Source organism: Pseudomonas sp. C9D1 (assembly GCF_056491235.1).
Genome location: NZ_JBSZIE010000002.1, coordinates 3508133 through 3527919, shown reverse-complemented (window position 1 = coordinate 3527919; position 19787 = coordinate 3508133). Strand labels below are relative to the sequence as shown.

The 19787-nt window shown below is 67.4% G+C and carries 19 protein-coding genes; 4 read left to right on the top strand and 15 right to left on the bottom strand.

Annotated elements, in window-relative coordinates; all coding sequences use genetic code 11:
* Window positions 1-218: 218 nt before the first annotated feature.
* Genes ACXI0U_RS24115 through ACXI0U_RS24105 form a run of 3 tightly spaced genes read left to right on the top strand, consistent with a single transcriptional unit; the run spans window position 219 to window position 2718 of the window.
* On the top strand, window positions 219-1226 hold the full coding sequence (locus tag ACXI0U_RS24115; protein ID WP_021219861.1) for a methionine ABC transporter ATP-binding protein: 1008 nt from the start codon (window positions 219-221) through the stop codon (window positions 1224-1226).
* Window positions 1226-1891, top strand: coding sequence for a methionine ABC transporter permease (locus tag ACXI0U_RS24110; protein ID WP_021219862.1), 666 nt, complete (start codon window positions 1226-1228; stop codon window positions 1889-1891). The genes ACXI0U_RS24115 and ACXI0U_RS24110 overlap by 1 nt, the downstream gene beginning before the upstream one ends.
* Window positions 1892-1947: 56 nt before the next feature.
* Complete coding sequence (locus ACXI0U_RS24105) at window positions 1948-2718, top strand: MetQ/NlpA family ABC transporter substrate-binding protein (RefSeq protein WP_479550917.1); 771 nt, start codon at window positions 1948-1950, stop codon at window positions 2716-2718.
* 633 nt (window positions 2719-3351) lie between these two features.
* Here the strand turns inward: ACXI0U_RS24105 and ACXI0U_RS24100 are convergent.
* From ACXI0U_RS24100 to ACXI0U_RS24035, 14 genes are all read right to left on the bottom strand, one after another.
* Complete coding sequence (locus ACXI0U_RS24100; RefSeq protein WP_021219864.1) at window positions 3352-3747, bottom strand: YbaN family protein; 396 nt, start codon at window positions 3745-3747, stop codon at window positions 3352-3354.
* Complete coding sequence (locus tag ACXI0U_RS24095; protein WP_479550916.1) at window positions 3740-4333, bottom strand: biliverdin-producing heme oxygenase; 594 nt, start codon at window positions 4331-4333, stop codon at window positions 3740-3742. Before ACXI0U_RS24095 ends, ACXI0U_RS24100 begins: the two co-directional genes overlap by 8 nt.
* A 154-nt stretch (window positions 4334-4487) precedes the next feature.
* Entirely contained in the window at window positions 4488-5816 is a 1329-nt protein-coding gene (locus ACXI0U_RS24090; protein ID WP_479550915.1) for a TolC family outer membrane protein, read from the bottom strand.
* Between the two features lie 5 nt (window positions 5817-5821).
* On the bottom strand, window positions 5822-7159 hold the full coding sequence (locus ACXI0U_RS24085; protein WP_431483066.1) for an HlyD family type I secretion periplasmic adaptor subunit: 1338 nt from the start codon (window positions 7157-7159) through the stop codon (window positions 5822-5824).
* Window positions 7156-8928 carry a type I secretion system permease/ATPase gene (locus tag ACXI0U_RS24080; RefSeq protein ID WP_479550914.1) on the bottom strand — a complete coding sequence of 591 codons (1773 nt, stop codon included), beginning with the start codon at window positions 8926-8928 and terminating at the stop codon, window positions 7156-7158. The genes ACXI0U_RS24085 and ACXI0U_RS24080 overlap by 4 nt, the downstream gene beginning before the upstream one ends.
* A gap of 159 nt (window positions 8929-9087) precedes the next feature.
* On the bottom strand, window positions 9088-9849 hold the full coding sequence (locus ACXI0U_RS24075; RefSeq protein ID WP_374979473.1) for a heme acquisition protein HasA: 762 nt from the start codon (window positions 9847-9849) through the stop codon (window positions 9088-9090).
* Between the two features lie 119 nt (window positions 9850-9968).
* Window positions 9969-12644, bottom strand: a complete 2676-nt coding sequence (locus tag ACXI0U_RS24070) for a TonB-dependent receptor (protein WP_479550913.1) — start codon at window positions 12642-12644, stop codon at window positions 9969-9971.
* Between the two features lie 144 nt (window positions 12645-12788).
* Window positions 12789-13796 (bottom strand): FecR family protein, encoded by a 1008-nt coding sequence (locus ACXI0U_RS24065; protein ID WP_374979471.1) that lies wholly within the window; start codon window positions 13794-13796, stop codon window positions 12789-12791.
* 68 nt (window positions 13797-13864) lie between these two features.
* The gene (locus ACXI0U_RS24060; RefSeq protein WP_431483062.1) at window positions 13865-14380 is read right to left on the bottom strand and encodes an RNA polymerase sigma factor; all 516 of its coding nucleotides are present in this window, start codon (window positions 14378-14380) and stop codon (window positions 13865-13867) included.
* 80 nt (window positions 14381-14460) lie between these two features.
* Window positions 14461-15096 (bottom strand): SCO family protein, encoded by a 636-nt coding sequence (locus tag ACXI0U_RS24055; protein WP_236205070.1) that lies wholly within the window; start codon window positions 15094-15096, stop codon window positions 14461-14463.
* An 88-nt stretch (window positions 15097-15184) separates the two neighbouring features.
* Window positions 15185-16090, bottom strand: coding sequence for a heme o synthase (gene cyoE / locus ACXI0U_RS24050; protein ID WP_479550912.1), 906 nt, complete (start codon window positions 16088-16090; stop codon window positions 15185-15187).
* 23 nt (window positions 16091-16113) lie between these two features.
* Window positions 16114-17157, bottom strand: a complete 1044-nt coding sequence (locus ACXI0U_RS24045; protein WP_271659540.1) for a COX15/CtaA family protein — start codon at window positions 17155-17157, stop codon at window positions 16114-16116.
* A 98-nt stretch (window positions 17158-17255) separates the two neighbouring features.
* The gene (locus ACXI0U_RS24040; protein WP_184488206.1) at window positions 17256-17843 is read right to left on the bottom strand and encodes a hypothetical protein; all 588 of its coding nucleotides are present in this window, start codon (window positions 17841-17843) and stop codon (window positions 17256-17258) included.
* Window positions 17818-18546: an SURF1 family protein gene (locus ACXI0U_RS24035; RefSeq protein ID WP_271659539.1), complete on the bottom strand. Its 729-nt coding sequence runs from the start codon at window positions 18544-18546 to the stop codon at window positions 17818-17820. Before ACXI0U_RS24035 ends, ACXI0U_RS24040 begins: the two co-directional genes overlap by 26 nt.
* Window positions 18547-18615: 69 nt before the next feature.
* Here ACXI0U_RS24035 and ACXI0U_RS24030 point away from each other — a divergent pair, with 69 nt between their 5' ends.
* Window positions 18616-18819 carry a twin transmembrane helix small protein gene (locus ACXI0U_RS24030; RefSeq protein ID WP_021219878.1) on the top strand — a complete coding sequence of 68 codons (204 nt, stop codon included), beginning with the start codon at window positions 18616-18618 and terminating at the stop codon, window positions 18817-18819.
* A 78-nt stretch (window positions 18820-18897) separates the two neighbouring features.
* On the opposite strand, the gene ACXI0U_RS24025 is transcribed toward ACXI0U_RS24030, so the two are convergent.
* Window positions 18898-19785, bottom strand: a complete 888-nt coding sequence (locus tag ACXI0U_RS24025; protein ID WP_043241918.1) for a cytochrome c oxidase subunit 3 — start codon at window positions 19783-19785, stop codon at window positions 18898-18900.
* Between the last annotated feature and the right edge of the window lie 2 nt (window positions 19786-19787).

The following is a 19787-nucleotide window of genomic DNA, read 5'->3' as shown; positions in this document are numbered from 1 at the left end:
ACCCGACCTAGGTCACGCAACGCCGATCCGTAGGGCGGGTGAAACCCGCGCTCACCCCCGCCATGGCGGGACGATGGCGGGACGCGCCCGCTCCCGTTCTTATTCCAACTGGCTATAGCCATAGGCCGACAAAGATTTTCGGCGCCTATGCGTGAACAGGTAAACTACTCGGCTTTTTAGGCCCCACCCGGCCCCCGAGAACCCACAAGGTTTCCCCCGTGATCGAATTCCATGACGTCCACAAGGCGTATCGCGTCGAAGGCCGCGAGATTCCGGCCTTGCAGCCCACCGACCTGCGTGTCGAGCAGGGCGAGGTGTTCGGCCTGATCGGCCACTCCGGCGCCGGCAAGAGCACCCTGCTGCGCCTGATCAACCGCCTGGAAGAACCCAGCGGCGGGCGCATCGTCATCGCCGGCGAAGACGTCACCGCCCTCGATGCCGAAGGCCTGCGCCGCTTCCGCCAGCGCGTCGGCATGATCTTCCAGCACTTCAACCTGCTGTCTTCCAAGACCGTCGCCGACAACGTCGCCCTGCCGCTGAAGCTGGCCGGCGAGCTGTCGCGCAGCGAGATCGACGCCCGCGTCGCCGAGCTGCTGGCCCGCGTCGGCCTCAGCGACCACGCGAAGAAGTACCCCGCCCAGCTCTCCGGCGGCCAGAAGCAGCGCGTCGGCATCGCCCGCGCCCTGGCCACCCAGCCGAAGATCCTGCTCTGCGACGAGGCCACCAGCGCCCTCGACCCGCAAACCACCGGCCAGGTGCTGCAGCTGCTGGCGGAGATCAACCGCGAGCTGAACCTGACCATCGTCCTCATCACCCACGAGATGGACGTGATCCGTCGCGTCTGCGACCGCGTCGCGGTGATGGATGCCGGCGTCATCGTCGAGCAGGGCCCGGTGGCGGATGTGTTCCTCCACCCGCAGCACCCCACCACCCAGCGCTTCGTCCAGGAGGACGAGCAGGTGGACGAGGGCGAGCAGCGTGACGACTTCGCCCACGTCCAGGGCCGCATCCTGCGCCTGACCTTCCGTGGCGAGGCCACCTACGCGCCGCTGCTGGGCACGGTCGCGCGCCGCACCGGCGTCGACTACAGCATCCTCGCGGGGCGTATCGACCGCATCAAGGACACCCCCTACGGCCAGCTGACCCTGGCCCTCACCGGCGGCGACATCGAGGCCGCGCTGACCTGCTTCCGCGAAGCGGACGTGCACCTGGAGGTCCTGCGCTGATGAACGAGCTCATCGCCAACATCGACTGGTTCGAAATCTGGCTGGCCAGCCTGGACACCCTGCTGATGCTGGGCGGCTCCCTGCTGTTCACCGTGCTGCTGGGCCTGCCCCTGGGCGTGCTGCTGTTCCTCACCAGCCCGCGCCAGCTGTTCGAGAACCGCGCCCTCTACAGCCTGCTGTCGCTGGTGGTGAACGTGCTGCGTTCGCTGCCCTTCATCATCCTGCTGATCGTGATGATCCCCTTCACGGTGTTCATCACCGGCACCTCCCTGGGTGTCGCCGGCGCCATCCCGCCGCTGGTGGTGGGCGCCACGCCGTTCTTCGCGCGCCTGGTGGAAACCGCCCTGCGCGAGGTGGACCGCGGCATCATCGAGGCCACCCAATCCATGGGCGCCACCACCCGGCAGATCGTGGTCAACGCCCTGCTGCCGGAAGCGCGCCCGGGCATCATCGCCGCCATCACCGTCACCGCCATCACCCTGGTGTCCTACACCGCGATGGCCGGCGTGGTGGGCGCGGGCGGCCTCGGCGACCTGGCCATCCGCTTCGGCTACCAGCGCTTCCAGACCGACGTGATGGTGGTCACCGTGGTGCTGTTGCTGGTGCTCGTCCAGATCCTGCAAACCATCGGCGACAAGCTGGTGGTGCATTTCTCGCGCAAGTGAAAGGATGGCCGGCGTCCACCCCGACCCGGCCCTCGCATTCTCATAAGGAGCGTTCCATGAAAAAACTGCTGGTGGCCGCTGCCGCCTTCGCTGCCCTCTCCGCCCAGGCCGACACCCTGACCGTGGCCGCCACCCCGGTGCCCCACGCGGAAATCCTCGAATTCATCAAGCCGCAGCTGGCCAAGGAAGGCGTGGACCTGAAGATCAAGGTCTTCACCGACTACGTGCAGCCCAACGTGCAGGTCGCCGAGAAGCGCCTGGACGCCAACTTCTTCCAGCACCAGCCGTACCTGGATGAGTTCAACAAGGCCAAGGGCACCCAGCTGGTGAGCGTCGCCGGCGTGCACATCGAGCCCTTCGGTGCCTACTCCACCAAGATCAAGAAGCTCGACGAGCTGCCCCAGGGCGCCGCGGTGGTCATCCCCAACGACGCCACCAACGGTGGCCGTGCGCTGCTGCTGCTGGACAAGGTCGGCGTGATCAAGCTGAAGGACAACACCAGCATCACCGCCACCCCCAAGGACATCGCCGAGAACCCCAAGGGCATCAAGGTGCGTGAGCTGGAAGCAGCCACCCTGCCGCGCGTGCTGACCCAGGTCGACCTCGCCCTGATCAACACCAACTACGCCCTGGAAGCCAAGCTGAACCCCACCAAGGACGCCCTGGCCATCGAAGGCAGCGACTCGCCCTACGTGAACATCCTGGTGTCCCGCCCGGACAACAAGGACAGCGCCGACATGCAGAAACTGGCCAAGGCCCTGCACAGCCCCGAGGTGAAGCAGTTCATCCTCGATAAGTACAAGGGCGCCGTGGTTCCGGCGTTCTGATCGCTTCCCGGTCATGAAAAAGCCCGCTCATCGAGCGGGCTTTTTTGTGGTCGCGGAACGGCGTTAATCAAGGCTCTGTCTGCGTTAGCTGTTGTGGCTTTAAAGCAAACGCTCAAGCACAACCCTTTCCGGGCGAAGGGTTTGTGCCCGCTCCGCCGCATGGGTTTCGCTCCGCTCTACCCATCCTACGAAGGCCACCACGTGCACGTTGGGTTGGTGCGCACATCAATGTGAGGAATCGAGCGAAGAAAGTTGGAGCAGCCGCCAAACGCCCCTTTCAGGAGGCCGAGCGAATCGTCGTGGAAGGGGTTGAGCGACATGGATGTCGCGAGAGCCGCGATGGGCCAGGGATGGCCCTTCGCGGCGTGCCCCTGGAACGATGATGGAGCGAGGGAAGTCTGGCGAAGCCAGACCCGTATGCAGGGGCAAGCCCTTTTGGTTCCTTTTAAGGCGATTGTTAAAAGGGACTCGCCCGGGTGGGCGAAACCAGAAGCACCAGCAAAGCTCGGCAATCAGCTGGGCTCAGCTCTTCTAGCCTTAATCCACACCGTAGGGCGGGTGAAACCCGCGTGTTCACCGTGCTCGGTCGTCGGGTTTCACCCGATCTACGAAACGGCGCCAGGGTGCGGGTCTTCAGCCCGCGTCCGGCAGCCGCTCCGGGCGCGACCAGATCCACGCGGCGCCAATGGCCATGCCGATGCCGGCCATGATCACCGACGGCAGGTGCGGCACGGTGCAGGCCATCAGGGTCAGGCCCAGGCACATGCTGGTACTGGCGACGACCTTGGTGCGGCGGGTGATGACCCCGCCGTTACGCCAGTTGCGCAGCGAGGGACCGAGCAGGCGGTGGTTCTCCAGCCAGGCGCTGAGGCGCGGCGAACCCTTGGCCGCCGCCCAGGCCGCCAGCAGCACGAACTCGGTGGTGGGCAGCCCCGGCAGCACCACGCCCAGCAGCGCCAGGCCGATGAACAGGTAGGCGAGGGCCTGCCACAACCAGCGCAGCGGCCCCCGCGCAACGGCCTCAGGCAAAGCAGCGTTCCAGGTGATCGGCGAAGCGGTTGAAGGCGGCAATGGCGGCGGCCTCTGCATGGCGCTCCTGCTCGGCGTCCAGCTCGATGCCGTCGAGGGTGGCGACGAAGCTCTTCCAGCCCTGGGCGCGACCGCCCTCCGGGTCACCCAGGTGACGGGCGCCGAAGCTGTCGGACAGCTGCAGCGCCTCGGCACGCTTGTAGAGGAAGGCGGCGCCGAGCTTGGAGCCCTCGGACACGAACAGCCAGCCCAGGGCGGCACCCAGCGGGTGCTTGGCGCCACGCACGCTCTCGTCGCCCTCGGGCACGGCATGGCCCAGGTCGGCCAGGTCGAGGCGCGCCTGCTCGTGGCGGGCGCGGCTGGCGAGGTTGTCGAAGGTCAGGCCCAGCTCGGCGTCGGCATAGAGCGCGGCCAGGTCGTACTGGAACAGGTACTGGGCGGCGACGAAGCGCGCGAAGTTCTCGCGGTTGCCGAAGGGGTCGTGGCTCTTCACCAGGGCGTCCAGGCGGCTGTGGGGCTCGTGGGTGAGCTGGTTGAGGCGCTGGGAACGCAGGGGATGGGAGAGTTGCGACTGGGAAGCGGTCATGACGATGTCTCGATTCGGGTTGGCCTGCCCGGTCGATCGGCCGGGCTTTGCACTGGATGACGTTTCAGCGAATGAAACTCAGTAAAAAATATTCCGAACGGTTTTCCCCGGGCTGCAGCCCGGGCCACCTGCCGGGATAGATCGATGCCCGGGGTCAGCCCCGGGCCTGGAAATACCCGGCCAGCACATCCAGGTCACCCGCCTCCAGCAGGCCGGCGTGGTACTTCAGCTGCAACCAGGCGCGCAGGTAGCCGTAGCGGGCCTGGGCCAGGTCGCGGCGGGCGCTGTAGAGCTGCTGCTCGGCATTGAGCACATCGAGGTTGACCCGTTCGCCACCCGTCACGCTGCGCTTGGTGGCCTCGATCAAGGTGCTGGCCGATTCCACCGCCAGCTCGTAGGCACGCACCTTGGCACCGCTGCTGACGCAGAGGTTGAACTGCTTGCGCAGCTGGTTGAGGGTCTCGGCGGTCTGCGCATCCAGGGCGTGGCTGGCGCGCTCCATCTCGGCGGCGGCCTGGCGGGTGGAGGCGGAGACTGCGCCGCCGGCGAACAGCGGCAGGCTGATCTGGATGCCGACGCTGTCGGTGTCGTACTTCTGGTTGTAGGTGCTCTCCGAGCTGGAGCTGGTCTTGCTGGTGCTGGCGTAGGCGCTGAGGGTGGGCAGGTGGCCGGCGCGGTTGCGCTCCACCGTGTAGCTGGCGGCGTCCAGCGCGTGGCGCTGGGAGGCCAGCTCGGGGTTGCTGGCCAGGGCCAGGTCGCGCCAGGTCTCGAAGCGCGCCGGCTGCAGCGGCTGGATGTGGAAGCCGTCCGCCAGGGGCGTCAGGTCCTGGATGTCCAGCGGCTCGCCGACGATGGCCTGCAGCTCGCGCAGGGCCGCATCGAGGTTATCCACAGCCTCGATCTCCTGGGCCTGGGCCAGGTCGTAGCGGGCGCGGGTTTCCAGCAGGTCGGTGCGGGTGCCTTCGCCGGCTTCGAACAGGCGCTGGTTGAGCTGCAGCTGCTCGGCATAGGCGCGGCGCTGAGCCTGGGCGAGGTCGATCTGCTCGCTGGCGAACAGCGCCTCGCTGTAGGCGTTGAACAAGCGCACCGCCAGCTCCTGGCTGCGGCTGCGCAGGCGCTCGTCGGCCAGCAGCGCCTTGGCCTCGCCCTGGCGGTACTCGGCCCAGGCGGCGTAGTCGAACAGTGGCTGCTGCAGGGTGAAGGTGGAGGAATAGCTGCGGTAGTCGCGGTCGTTGGTGATGTCGCCGATCACGGTGGACTGGGTCACCTTCGAGTCGTTGCGGCCGTTGTTGTAGCTGTAGGAGAGCTTGGGCAGCAGCGCCGCGCGACCAATGATGCGCTCCTCCTGGCCGGCGTCGCGCTCGGCGAGGGCGGCGTGGAAGGTCGGGTCGTTGCGCAACGCCAGGGCATAGGCGTCGCGCAGCTCCAGGGCACTGGCGGGGAACGCGGGCAACAGCAGGATGAGGGCGAACAGCAGGCGCATCGGGCTCATTCCTCCGTCAGCGCGACATGGGCGCGGTCGGTCAGCGGCTTGAACAGGTAGTTGAGCAGCGAGCGCTCGCCGGTGCGCACGAAGGCTTCCACCGGCATGCCGGGGCGGATCTGCACGCCGGCCAGCTTGTGCATACCTTCCTCGCTCACCTGCACGCGCATGCGGTAGTAGGGGATGCCGGTCTTCTCGTCCTGCAGGCGGTCGGCGGAAACCAGCGTCACCCGGCCTTCCACCCGCGGGGTCAGGCTCTGGTTGAAGGCGACGAACATCAGCTCCACCGGCAGGCCGGGTTGCAGGGTGTCCACCAGGTCCACCGGCACCTGGGCGTCCACCAGCAGCGGCGCGTCCTGGGGGACGATCTCCATCAGCTTCTGCCCGGGGCTGATCACCCCGCCTTCGGTGAACACGCTCAGGCCCACCACCACACCGCCGCTGGGCGCGCGCACCTGGGTGTTGGCCAGTTCGAACTCGGCGCCGCGCAAGCGGTTGGCCAGGTCCTCGGCGCGCACCTGCTCCTCGGCGAGCTGGCCGCGCACTTCCTTCTGGTATTCCTCGCGGCGCTGGCCGGCGTTCAGGCGCAACTCGGCCACCTGGCGCTGCAAGCGGCCGATATTGCCCAGGTCCTCGGAAAGGGTGCCGTTGATCTGCGCCAGCAGGCGCTCGTTCTCCAGCAGGCGATTGCGGGCGATGTAGCCGTCGCGGGCCAGGTCGCGCAGACCCCGCAGCTGTTCTTCCAGGGTGTCGCGCTGGGCTTCCTTGCTAGCCATCGAGGCGCGCAGGCCCTGGAGGATGGCCTGGGTGCCGGCGATGCTTTCGTCGATGGCCGAGAGTTCCATGCGCAGCGCCTGGCGCCGGCTGCCGAGCAGCTGGCGTTGCAGGGCCAGGCTGGCGGCGACGCGGGGTTCGCTCTCGCTGGCCAGCAGGTCGTCGGCGAAGGTGATGGTTTCCAGCCCATCGCGTTCAGCGGTCAGCCGCGCCTCGGCAGCCCGCGCCCCGAGGTACTGGGCATGCAGGGATTCCCGCTGCGCCCGCGCCTGGGTGGCGTTGACCTGCACCAGCACCTGGCCGGCCTGCACCGTGTCGCCATCGCGCACCAGGATGCGCTCCACCACACCGCCACCGGGGTGCTGCACGGCCTTGCGGCTATCGGCGACCACCACGCTGCCGGAGACCGGCACGCCCTTGTCCAGGGGCGCCAGTGCGGCCCAGGCCATGAAGCCGCCGAAGCCCAGCAGCACCAGCCACCAGCCGAGGCGGGTGAAGCGGCGCTCGTCCAGGGGCAGCACCGGCGCCAGGGTCGGCTCGGGGGCCTTTTCCACCCCATGCAGGCTCATGATTGCACCGGGGCGGCGGGGCCGCTGGCGTAGCTCACGCTCAGGCTCGGGGCCGCGCGCAGGGGCGCGACCGCCGGGGTGGCGGGCCGTCCTTGCAGGTCCTGCCAGACCCGCGCCGCCGGGCCGAAGGCCTGCATCTGCCCGCCCCGCAGCACCAGCAGCTTGTCGGCACCGGCCAGCAGCGAGGGCTTGTGGGTGACCATCACCAGGGTCCGCCGCAGACGGCGCAGCTCGGCGATGGCCGCCAGCAGCGCCTGCTCGCCGGCTTCGTCGAGGTTGGCGTCGGGCTCGTCGAGCACGATCAGCGCCGGCAGGCCATAGAGCGCACGGGCCAGGCCGATGCGCTGCTTCTGCCCACCGGAGAGACCATTGCCGCCGTCGCCCAGCGGCGTGTCGTAGCCCTGGGGCATGCGCAATACCAGTTCATGCACGCCGGCCAGGCGCGCGGCGGCCACCACCTTCTCCGCGTCCACCTCGGCGAAGCGCGCGATGTTCTCGGCGATGCTGCCGGCGAACAGTTGTACATCCTGGGGCAGGTAGCCCAGGTAGGGGCCGAGGGCGGCCTTGTCCCATTGCTGCAGGTCTGCGCCATCCAGGCGCACCTTGCCCGCCTGGGGTGCCCAGACGCCCACCAGCAGCCGTGCCAGGCTGGATTTGCCGGAACCCGACGGGCCGAGCACGCCGAGGGTTTCCCCGGCCGGCAGGGCGAAGCCCAGGTTGAGCAGGGCGGGGATGCGGCTGCCCGGCGCGGCGGCGCTCAGCTGCTCCACGCTCAGGTTGCCCTCGGGCACCGGCAGCGGCATCGCCTGGGGCCGGCGCGGGTGAGCCTGGAGCAGCGCCACCAGGCGCTGGTAGGCCAGGCGCGCGGCGCTCCATTGCTTCCAGGCGCCGATCAACTGGTCCAGCGGTGCCAGCACCCGGCCCATGAGGATGGAGCCGGCGATCATCATCCCCGGCGTCACCAGGCCGATCACCGCCAGCCAGGCGCCGAGGCCGAGCACCAGGGATTGCAGGGCGATGCGGGCGATCTTCGACAGCGCGCCGATCATCGCCGTGCGCTCGCTGGCCAGGTTCTGCTGGCGGAGGAACTCGCTATGGCCGGCGAACCAGCGGCTGCGCAGGGCCGCGAGCATGCCCATGGCTTCGATCACCTCGGCATTGCGCAGGCTGCTGCCGGCCTGCTGGGAGGAGCGGATCGACAGGCGGCTGGCGGCAGCCAGGGGCTCGGCGGACACCCGCTCGTTGAGCCAGGCCAGCAGCACCAGGATCAGCGAGCCGACCAGGGCGAACAGCCCGAGCCAGGGGTCGAAAAGGAAGATCACCCCCAGGTAGACGGGAAACCAGGGCGCATCGAAGAAGGCGAAGAGCGAAGGCCCGGTGACGAACTGGCGCAGGGTGGTGAGGTCGTTCAGCGCCTGGGCGGCGGCCTGGTCGCCACTCTTCAGGCTGGACTCGAAGGCCGCGCTGTAGACCCGCTCGTTGAGCCGCATGTCGAGGCGCGCGCCGATGCGGATGACCACGAAGCTGCGCACGTACTCCAGCAGCCCCATGAAGGCGAACAGGCCGAGCACCATCAATGTGAGCATGGCCAGGGTCATGGTGTTGCCGGAAGCCAGCACCCGGTCATAGACCTGCAGCATGTAGAGCGCCGGGGCGAGCATCAGCAGGTTGATGACGGCGGTGAAGATGCCAACGCTGCGAAAACTCGACCGGAACAGCCCCAGCGCGGTGAGGATCTCGTTGCGCGGGCCCTGCTGTTGTGTGGTCATGACCGACTAGCTCCTGCGACATGCGCCCGGCGGGCATTGACGTGCCCCCGGGCGCCTTTCAGAATTCGGCGCCGTCACAGCCGGCCTGCAAGCGAGGGCTGTGACGACGTGGTAACGGAGCGGATGGAAGAGCGATCTTTCATCCGCTTTTTGCTTTCGTCAGGCGACGAATTGCAGATCGCTGGTGCTGAAGCTGGTCACACCGGTGAGGGTGATGGTGCCGTGACCGTTGGTGTCGATGACGGTGTTGCCGCCCACGCTGCCCACGGTGCCGCCGGCGGCGGTGAAGGCGCTGTAGCTGGCGAACAGCGAGTTGGAGATCTGGATCTTCTCGCCGCTGGCATAGTCGGTGACGGTGTCGTTGCCGAAGCTGGTGGCCGCGCCATTCACACCGAAGAAGAAGTTATCCACACCCGCGCCACCGGTCAGGGTGTCGTTGCCGTTGTAGCCGGTGACGGTGTCCGCGCCGGAGCTGCCGGTGATCGACAGGTTGTTGGCGTTGAGCACGGCTTCCAGCTCGGTGGTGGTGCCCTGCATCAGGCCGTAGACGACCTTGTGCACGATGTTGTTGGCGGTCTGGGTGCCGGTCAGGTTGAGGCCGGTGATGGACAGCTCCGGGCCGTTGTTGAAGCTGTAGCCGGCGTTGTTCACGATCTGGTTACCGAAGCCCAGGCTGTCCAGTTGGCCGTACAGAGTGTGGGCCGGCGGCGAGAACAGGGTGTAGTTCAGCGAGCCACCGGCGATGAAACCTGCGGTGTGGCCTTCAACGCCGCTGGACAGGGCGTACTGGGTACCGCTCAGCGCGCCCGGGTAGAAACCGCCGGTGTTGTCCGGGTGGTTGCCGCTGATGAAGTCCGCGCGCCAGTCGGCGAAGTAGGTGCGGCCATTGGTGGCGGTTCCGTAGTTGATTGCGATAGTCACAGGTGAGTCTCCATCGTTTGGGGTTTCCCTCGGCGCCGTCCGGTGCCTCGGGGCCTGCCTGCCGGCTCAGGGCCGAAAGGCGTGCTCGTCGATGCCCGCCACGGGGGCGTGCATCAGGATCAGAAGCGGATTTCCACGGTGCCCTGCGCCGTGCGTCCACGGCCCATGGTGGCGGCCAGGGCATCGCCCATCGGCACCACGTAGGCACGGTCACGCAGGTTCTCCACGGAGAGGCGCAGGGTCAGGTTGTCGCTGACGCGGTAGGCGCTGTAGAAGTCCCAGACCACGTAGCTCTTCCAGATCAGCGGGTAGACGTCTTCTTCACCGGCGGCGCGGCGCTCGGCATAGGTCTCGAAGAAGCCTTCGCTGTAGCGGGCGCGCAGGCCCATATCCAGTTTCTTGTCGAAGAAGCGCAGGCCGCCGTGCCAGCTGCCGCGGTCCATGGGCATGTGTTCGGCGCTGCCCATCATGAAGCCGCAGGTCACCCTGTTGTCGCGCCAGGCCTGGCCGGTGGCGACGGCGGAGGGGCCGATGTACCAGACTTTGTAGCAGAGCTCGTTCCTGCCGATCATGTGGGTGTAGGTGAGGCCGGTGTACCAGCGCTCGGCGTCGTATTCGAGCTCGTATTCCACGCCCTTGAAGCGCGCCGGGTTGAGGCTGTTGACGAAGGCCGAGGTGCCCAGGTTGGTGACCGCCGTGTTGGGCAGGCCCACCTCCAGGCTCATGAACATGTAGTCGTCGACCTTGGTGTCGAAGTAGGCGACCTTGCCGGTGAGCTTGTCCCCGGGGATGAACAGCCCTTCCTTGAACAGGTTGATGCCGGCTTCCCAGGTCCGGGATTCCTCGGGTTCGAGGAAGGGGTTGGGGTACATCTTCGAGGCGGCGTCGCCGATGTGGGTGCCGTGCATCAGGGTTTCGGTGATGGCCGGCGGGCGCCAGCCCTTGCCGTAGTTGGCGAACAGCTGCAGCCAGTCGAGGCCCGGGTTCACCGCGATGGAGAAGGTCGGCGAGATGTGGCCGCGCTCTTCGTCCACGCTGTACTGGGGTGACTGGGTGCGGCCATTGAAGTCGCGGTAGGCCGTCAGGCGGGTGTCGCCTTCCAGGTGGTAACGGTCATAACGCAGGCCGCCGTTGATCTGCAGCCAGTCGTCGTAGCGATAGCCCAGGCCGGTGAACAGGCTGGCCATTTCCCGGGTGCCCTTGGGGGTCACGCCCAGGGTGTCGCCGATCGGGTCGGTGGCGACGCGAGGGGTGGCCAGGCCGGCTTCGGGCTTGGTCTTGTCCTCGAAATATTCCATGCCGTAGTTGGCGGTGACCACCGAGCGCTCATCCAGCTCGAAGGTCGAGGTGTTCTGCAGTTGCGCACCCCAGGTGTCGGTGCGGTGGGTGATCGAATACGCCGGTGCGCAGTTGCGCTCCCAAGTCGCGGTCGAGCGCGGCACGTCGCAGTAGTCGGACGGATAGCCGGTGGGCGGGTTGCCCTTGTAGACGTCTTGCTCGTTACGGGTGGTGCCGTAGTAGAGCTTGGCCTGCAGGTCGATCAGCGGGTTGTCCGGGGTGTAGCTGTAGTCGAGGCTGTAGAGCGTGTTGGTCAGCTTGTCCTCGCCGGTCTTGCGCCAGGTATCGGTGCTCAGGGCGTTGGCCATGCTGGCGTTGTCGTAGCTGACGCGGCTTTCCAGGTAGCTGAAGCCCAGCATCTGGTCCGGAGCCAGCTTGAGGCCGAGCTTGAACAGGTCGGAACGCTGCATCTGGTTGGTGAACTTGACGAAGGTCGGCTTGCCCGGCTGGGCGTCGAGGCCCAGCTGGTTCTCGGCGCCGGACTTGCCGCGCTGGCCCGGCTCGTACTCGCCCAGGTGCTTTTCGCTGTGGGCCACCAGCAGGCTCCACAAGTCTTCGTCGAGGGCGAAGGCGGCGCTGCCGATGAAATTCGTGCCGTTGTCGTAGCCGCCCAGGCCGGTGGTGCCACGCAGGCGCGCGCCGTAGTCATGGCCGGGCAGCAGCACGTCCTCGACGTTGAGGGTGCGGAAGTTGGCGATGCCGCCGATCACCCCGGCGCCGCCCATGCCCGAGGTCGGGCCCTTCTCGATGTCCACCTGGGTCAGCAGCTCGGTGTCCACCAGCACTTCACCGTTGCGCTGCTGGTGGCCGCTCTGCTGGAAGTTCTGGCGGGCGCCGTCGATCGACATGTTGACCCGGCCGAAGTCCTGCAGCCCACGGATGTTCACCGACAGGCCCGGGTCCTGCTGGCTGACGATGCTGTACACGCCGGAGGTTTCCTCGAGCATGTCGGCGGCGTGGCGCGGCGGGTTGCGGTCGATCTGCTCGCGGCCGATCACCGCCACCGAACGCGGCGTGCGGTACATCCAGTCGTTGGCATCGGCCTGGCTCTGCACATGGGTGGCGCCCAGTTGCATCACACTGCCGGCATCGGCGTAGGTGCGGGTCAGGCTGACCTGGCGCGGCGAGCTGAAGCTGTAGCTCACCGGGTGGCCGCGCAGCAGCGCCTGCAGGCCTTCGCGGATTTCCAGGCGGCCACGCACCGCGTTGCCCTGCAGCCCTTCCAGCAGGGCGGCGTCGAAGATCACCTGCACGCCGGACTGTTCGGCGAAGGCCAGCACCGCGCTGCTCAGCGGCTGCACCGGAATGTCGAAGGCGACCAGTGCCTGTTGCGCCTGCGCCGTCGCCGGAGCGGATTCGACGGCCTGCAGCTCCCCAGCGCAGGCCAGCATCCAGCTTCCCCCCAAGGCGAGCTGCGCACGACGGAATCGCTGGCCCGGCCCCTTGTATGCGTTCATCGGTTTTCCTTATGGCTGTGTTTATTGTTTGGTGAATGAAAATCACTCTCATCACCAAGACGAACCAGTCGGGAAAACTCAGTAAGGTTTTTTTGCGATTTTTTTCAGGGGAACGCTGGAAGCCGCGCGGAGCGGGCTTCCAGGTCAGTAGAGGAAGGTGACGCCGGGCAGGTCGAGACGGCTGACCTTGAGTTCGTGGGTGAGGGTGTCCAGGGCCTCGTCGAGGATGTCGAGGCGGAACACGCCGCTGACCTCGCGACGGGCCAGGGCCGAGTCGGTGATCAGCACGCGGCCGGGGCGATAACGGTTGAGTTGCTCGGCGACCTGCTCCAGGGGCACGCGCTCGAACACCAGCACGCCACGTCGCCAACTGGTGGTGCGTTGCAGATCGCGGGCGGCCAGGGGCTGGATGCCGCCACGGGCGTCATAGCGGGCGCTCTGGCCCTCCCGGAGCACCTGCTCGCGGGGGCCCCGATCGGGCGCGCGCTCCAGGGCGACGGCGACACTGTGTTCGGTGACGCCGACCCAGGCGCCTTGCTCGTCGTCCTGGCTGACCAGGAACTGGGTGCCGAGGGCGCGCGTCGTGCCCCCGGCGCTCTCGACCACGAAGGGCCGCGATTCGTTGGGCCCCAGCGGGGCCACGGTGAAGTAGGCGTCGCCGCCGAGCAGGCGCACCCGGCGTTCGGTATCGCTGAAGGCCAGGTCGATGGCGCTGCGGGTATCCAGCTCCACACGGCTGCCGTCCGGCAACTGCACCTGGCGTATCTCGCCCTTGGCGGTGGCATGGTCGGCCAGCAGGGGCAGCAGCAGTTGCTTGCCCTGCTCGACGCCGAGCCCGGCCAGCAGCAACACGGCGGCAGCACTGGCCGCCCAGCGCAGGCGCGGACGCCGGCGGGCCGGCTGCTGCGGCCGTGCCCGGGGCAGCGCCTGGCCGGCGGGCCCATAAGCGGGCGCGGGCATCTCGCCCAGGCGCGCGAGGTCCGCCCAGGTGCGCTGGGCGAACTGCAGCGCTGGCCCGTGGCGCGAGTCCTCGGCCTGCCAGCGGGCCAGGGCCTGCGCCTGTTCGGCGTCCAGGGCCCCGGCGCTGAGGCGGATGGCCCAGTCGGCGGCTTGCTCGCGGATGTCCTGCTCGCGCAGGTCGTGGCTGATCACGGCAGTCTCTCGAGTTCTCGTTATATGAATGCTGACGTCTGAGGGGCCGATATTCGGTAAACCATTTGTCATCTTTCGCTCGAAGCGCCGGTTTGCAGGCGCTGCATGACATGCGCCAGGGCCTTGGACAGGTGCTTCTGCACCGAGCTGTCGGAGATCTCCAGTTGCCGTGCGACCTCGGCGTGAGTCAGGCCTTCGAGGCGGTTGAGGCGGAAGATCTCGCGGGTGCGCGGGGGCAGTTCCGCCACCGCCTCGCGCAGCCTGTGCATGTGCTGGGCCTCGGCGGCCTGGTCATCGAGCCCGGGGCGCTCCTCGACTATCTCCTCCAGCGCCTCGTGGGGCACCGACTCGGTCCTGCGCCGCGACTGTTGCCGGGCGTGGTCGATCATCAAGTTGTGGGCGGTGCGATAGAGGTACGCGGGGCTGTTGTCGATGCGTTCCTTGCCGCGCTGTTCGGCCAGCCGCAGGAAGCTCTCCTGGACCAGGTCGGCGGCCAGCTGCGGGTCGCGCACCTTGCGCGTCAACAGGCTTTGCAGGGCCTTCGCATGCTTGATGAAAAGGCTCTTGAGATCGGGCTCCGACAAGCGCGCTCCCTGACTGGCGGAGGTGAGGGAGCGCCATCTTATTTTTATTGAGAATTAGTTGCAATTGAGAAAGAGGCTTCTCAGCTGGCCGGCACCAGCAGGGTGGGCAACTGGTCCTTGAGCTTCTGGTTGTTCAGCGGCGCGCGGATGAAGCCGCGCTGGGTGCCATCCGGGCCGATCACCACGAGGTTGCCGCTGTGATCGACGGTGTAGTTTTCCTTGCTGGTATCGGCCGGGATGAAGGGGATGCTCACGGCATTGGCGAGCTTCTGGATCGAGGCCAGCTCGCCGGTGTAACCGAGGAAGGCCGGGTCGAAGTAGCCCAGGTACTGCTTGAGCTGCTGCGGGGTGTCGCGGTTGGGGTCGACGCTGACCAGCACCACGCGCAGGTTGTTGCGCGCCGCCTCCGGCAGCAGGCCCTTGAGCTCGCGCATCTGCGCCAGGGTGGTGGGGCAGATGTCCGGGCAGAAGGTGTAGCCGAAGAACAGCAGGCTCCATTTGTCCTTGAGCTCGTTGACCGCCACCGGCTTGCCGTCCTGGTCGGTGAGGCTGATGGACGGCAGGGTGCGGCTCTGCGGCAGCAGCACGATGCCGGCATCGAGCAGTTGGGTCGGGTCGGCCTGGCGCTGGTTGTTGAGCACCTTGTGCACGGTCAGGCCGAGCACCAGCGCCACCAGGGCGATGAGGACGAATACGGTTTTCTGCACACGGGTCATGGGCGGTCTTCACTCGGGAATTCGGTGGCGGCAAGACTAACCGCGAAGCGCGCCGATGGCACGGTCCGCGGTGTAACAGCCTTTGGAGTCAGATGTTCAGCAGCAGGTAGTGGTCCACCAGCAGGGCGATGAACAGCAGGAACAGGTAGGCGATAGAGTACTTGAAGGTCTTGATCGCGGCGTGCGGTCGGCTGTCGCGGTAGAGCACCCAGGCCCACTGCAGGAAGCGCCCGCCCAGGGCGACGGCGCAGACCAGGTAGAGCAGGCCGCTCATGTGGATGGCGTAGGGCAGCAGGCTCACGGCGAACATCACCAGGGTGTAGAGCAGGATGTGCACCTTGGTGTAGTGCTCGCCATGGGTCACCGGCAGCATGGGGATGTCGGCCTTGGCGTACTCCTCCTTGCGGTGGATGGCCAGGGCCCAGAAGTGCGGCGGGGTCCAGGCGAAGATGATCAGCACCAGCAGCAGCGGCTCGGCGGACAGGTGCCCGGTGACCGCGACCCAGCCGAGCAGCGGCGGGGCGGCGCCGGCGAGGCCGCCGATGACGATGTTCTGCGGCGTGGCGCGCTTGAGGAAGCCGGTGTAGATCACCGCGTAACCCAGCAGCGAGGCGAGGGTCAGCCAGGCGGTGAGCTCGTTGGTGAAGTGCAGCAGCAGCACCTGCCCGGCCACCGCCAGGAGCAGGGCGAACACCAGCGCAGCGACAGGCGAGACGCGGCCGTTGACCACCGGGCGCTTGAGGGTGCGCGCCATGATCGAGTCGATGCGCCGGTCCACCACGTGGTTCACCGCCGCCGCCGACCCGGCGCACAGGGCGATGCCGAGGTTGCCGAAGATCAGCACCTCCCAGGGCACGCCCGCGCGGGTGGCGAGGAACATCCCCACCAGGGAGGTGATGAGCATCAGCACCAGCACCTTGGGCTTGGTCAGTTCCAGGTAATCGCGCCAGCTGGCGTGGACCCGGGCCTCGCGTTCGCTGAGCAGAGTGGCCATGGCGTCTCTCCTTCTTCTTGTGTTCAGGCAGGCTTGCCGGCGTGCAGCCGGAGAGCCGTGGTTGCGGGGGCGGTGGCCAGGGCCGGCGCACGCACGCGGTAATTCACCAGCACCAGGGTCAACAGCAGCAGCGCACCGCCGCCGTTGTGGGCCACTGCCACGGGCAGCGGCAGGTGGAAGATCACGTTGCTGATGCCCAGCCCCACCTGCAGCGCCAGGGCGCCGAGCACCAGCACAGCGAGACGGCCGAGGCCGGCGGCACGCAGGCGCCAGGCGAGCACCAGCAGGGTGAGGGTCACCACCAGGGCGCCGAGGCGGTGGGTCATGTGGATGGCGGTGCGGGCGTCGCTGTCCAGCTGCCCGCCCAGGTAATTGGGGCCGATGTGCTGGCTGAGGTGGAAGCCGTTGGCGAAGTCCATCTCCGGCCACCACTGGCCGTGGCAGGTGGGCAGGTCGACACAGGCCACCGCCGCGTAGTTGGAGCTGACCCAGCCGCCGAGGGCGACCTGCCCGATCACCAGCAGCAACCCGAAGGTCGCCAGGTAGCGCAGCCGCGCGGGCAGCTGCAACGGGGCAAAGGCGCCGGACAGGCGCAGGCTGAGGAGGAACAGCAGCGCCAGGGTGGTGAAGCCGCCGAGCAGGTGCGCGGTGACCACCTGGGGCCAGAGCTTGAGGGTCACCGTCCACATGCCGAAGGCGGCCTGGGCGATGACCACCCCGAGCAGCAGCAGCGGCAGCTTGTGCGGCTGCCCATCACGCCCGCGCCGCACCAGGGCATGCACGGCAAGGCCGAGGATGGCCAGGCCCAGGGTGCCGGCGAAGTAGCGGTGGATCATCTCGTTCCAGCCCTTGTCGGCCTCCACCGGCGCCTCGGGGAAATGCACCTCGGCGTGGGCCAGCTGGGCTTCGGTCTTGGGCACGCTGATAAAGCCGTAGCAGCCCGGCCAATCGGGGCAACCGAGGCCGGCATGGGTCAACCGGGTGTAGGCGCCCAGCAGCACCACCACCACAGCCAGCGCAGTGGCCAGCACCGCGAGGTAGAAACCGGGACGAAAAGATCGTTGCATGTGGAGAACTCCGTTTTCTCAGCTGCAAGCTTCAAGCCTCAAGCGACAAGGGAAGAGCAGGCCTCTTGCAGCTTGTAACTTGCAGCTTGCCGCTGCCCTCAACCTATATTCGAGAGCTTCATGAGGTGCCGCAGGTCGTTGAGGATCTGCTTGCCCTTGATCTTCGCGTCGTAGCGCAGCACCAGGTTGCCGTGGGGGTCGACGATCCACAGCTGCGGGCCGGTGACGTCGCTTTCCACCGCCTTGCCATAGGCCGCCGGGTCCAGCGTGTAGCGCTGCAGGCGCGGGTATTCGCGCTCCAGGGTCTGCTGGTAGTCCGCCGACAGCGGCTGCCCGGCAGCGAAGGCGTGGCTGCCGCGCTCGGCCTCGCGGCCCAGGCCGATGTGGATCTGCCGGGCGACGTAGACCAGTTGCTGGCAGTCGGCCTCGCAAGCCTGGGGGGCGGTGACCAGCAACTGCCACAGCGCAGGCTCCCCGGCGCCCTGCACGCCGAGGTCGGCGCGGGTCTGGCCGTTGCCGATCAGCGCGCCGTGGTAGCTGCGCCCCTCCGGCACCCAGAAGCGCAGCTTGTACATGGCCGAGGCCAGCACCATGGGGCCGAGTACCACCGCGAGGATCAGCAGCAGCTGCAGGCGCCCGCGCGTACGGCGCGGCGGCGTATCAGGCAGAGCGAGGGCTGGATTCATCCGTTAACTCCCGTGCTTGGCGAAAACCGAAATAGGTGAAGAGCGCGCAGAGGGCCGCCGCCATGGCGAACCACTGCACCGCGTAACCGAGGTGTTTTTCCGGCCCCATGGCCACCACCGGCCAGTCGGCTTCGTAGGCGGCGAGACCGGGTTCGATGCGCAGCTCGAAAGGCAGGCCGCCACGGCCGAGCTTCTGCCACAAGGCGCGTGGCTCGACCTGGTTGATCAGTTGCGGCCACTCGGCGCTTTCCACGTGTTTGAGCTCGAAGGCGGCGCCGGGCGGCACATAGACCCAGGCGTCGAGGGCCAGGGGCTGGTGCGGGGTGTCGAATTGCGGCGGGGTGCGCCGGTCCGGCCAGGGCAGCCAGCCCCGGTTGACCAGCAGCCAGAGCCCGCTGACCTGGTCGTAGAAGGGTTGCAGCAGTTCGACGCCGGGCTTGCCGGCGCGGATGCGGCTGTCCAGCAACAGGCTGTGCTGGTCATCGAAACTGCCCTGCAGGCGCACCCGCACATAGGCCGGGTCGGGCAGGCGTTCGAGTTCGGTGATGGCGATGGGATCGGCACTGCGACGCGCTTCGTAGCCCGCCAGCAACTGGCGCTTCTCCTCCGCGCGGGACAGCTGCCAGACCCCCAGGCCGACGAGCAGGGGCAACAGCGCCAGCACCACGAGGGTGGGCACGAGGCCGGGGCGAAAGGCCCTCAACCGACGTGGCCTGGAGCCTGGAAAGCTCTGGCTATACTGCACAACGTCCCCCTTACCGCGGATTCGCCCATGCTCAAGGCGCTTATCGTTTTCATGCTGCTGGCCACCGTGGTCAGCCTGTTCAGCGGCCTGTTCTTCCTGGTCAAGGACGAGGGTCGCGGTTCACGCGTGGTCAACGCCCTTACCGTCCGTGTCGTCCTTGCCGCCCTCACCCTCGGCCTCGTCGCCTGGGGCTTCTACAGCGGCCAACTGGTGTCGCATACGACCTGGTAACCAGAGCTGGAAGCTTGAAGCCAGAAGCTGGAAGAAGAACTGCTTCGGGCTTCCCGCTTCCGGCTTCCAGCTGCTTTTTCAAAGCACATACACAAAGATGAACAGCCCCACCCAGACCACGTCGACGAAGTGCCAGTACCAGCTGGCGGCTTCGAAGCCGAAGTGGTGGTCGGCGTCGAAGTGCCCGCGCAGGATGCGCACCAGCATCACCGTGAGAATCAGCGTGCCCATGGTCACGTGGGCGCCGTGGAAGCCGGTGAGCATGAAGAAGGTGGCGCCGTAGATGCCCGAGCCGAGGGTCAGGCCCAGTTCGGTGTAGGCGTGGATGTATTCCTCGGCCTGCAAGGCGAGGAAGGCCACGCCCAGGAGGATGGTCAGCGCCAGCCAGATCTTCAGCAGCTTGCGGTTGGCCTTCTTCAGCGCGTGGTGGGCGAAGGTCACGGTGAAACTGGAGGACACCAGCAGGAGGGTGTTGATCAGCGGCAGGTGCCAGGGGTCGATCACCTCCTTGGGCCCGGGGAAGAGTTTCGGGTCGGGGGTGTTGAGCAGCGGCCAGGTGTACTGGAAGTTGGGCCAGAGCATGTTGGCCACCCCCTTGTCGCCCTCGCCGCCGAGCCAGGGACCGGCCCAGGTGCGCACGTAGAACAGCGCGCCGAAGAAGGCGGCGAAGAACATCACCTCGGAGAAGATGAACCAGCTCATGCCCCAGCGGAACGAGCGGTCCATCTGCGGGCTGTAGAGCCCGCCGCGGCTTTCCTTGATCACCGCGCCGAACCAGCCGAACAGCATGTACGCCAGGCACAGGGCGCCGACGAAGAAGATCAGCGGGCCGTTGGAATCCGGGCGGGCGGCCTTGAGGTCGTTGAACCAGGTGCCCAGACCGTAGACGGTGACGAGCATGCCGATGGTGGCGATGATCGGCCATTTGCTCTGGGCGGGAACGTAATACTGCTCGTGACTTGCCATCG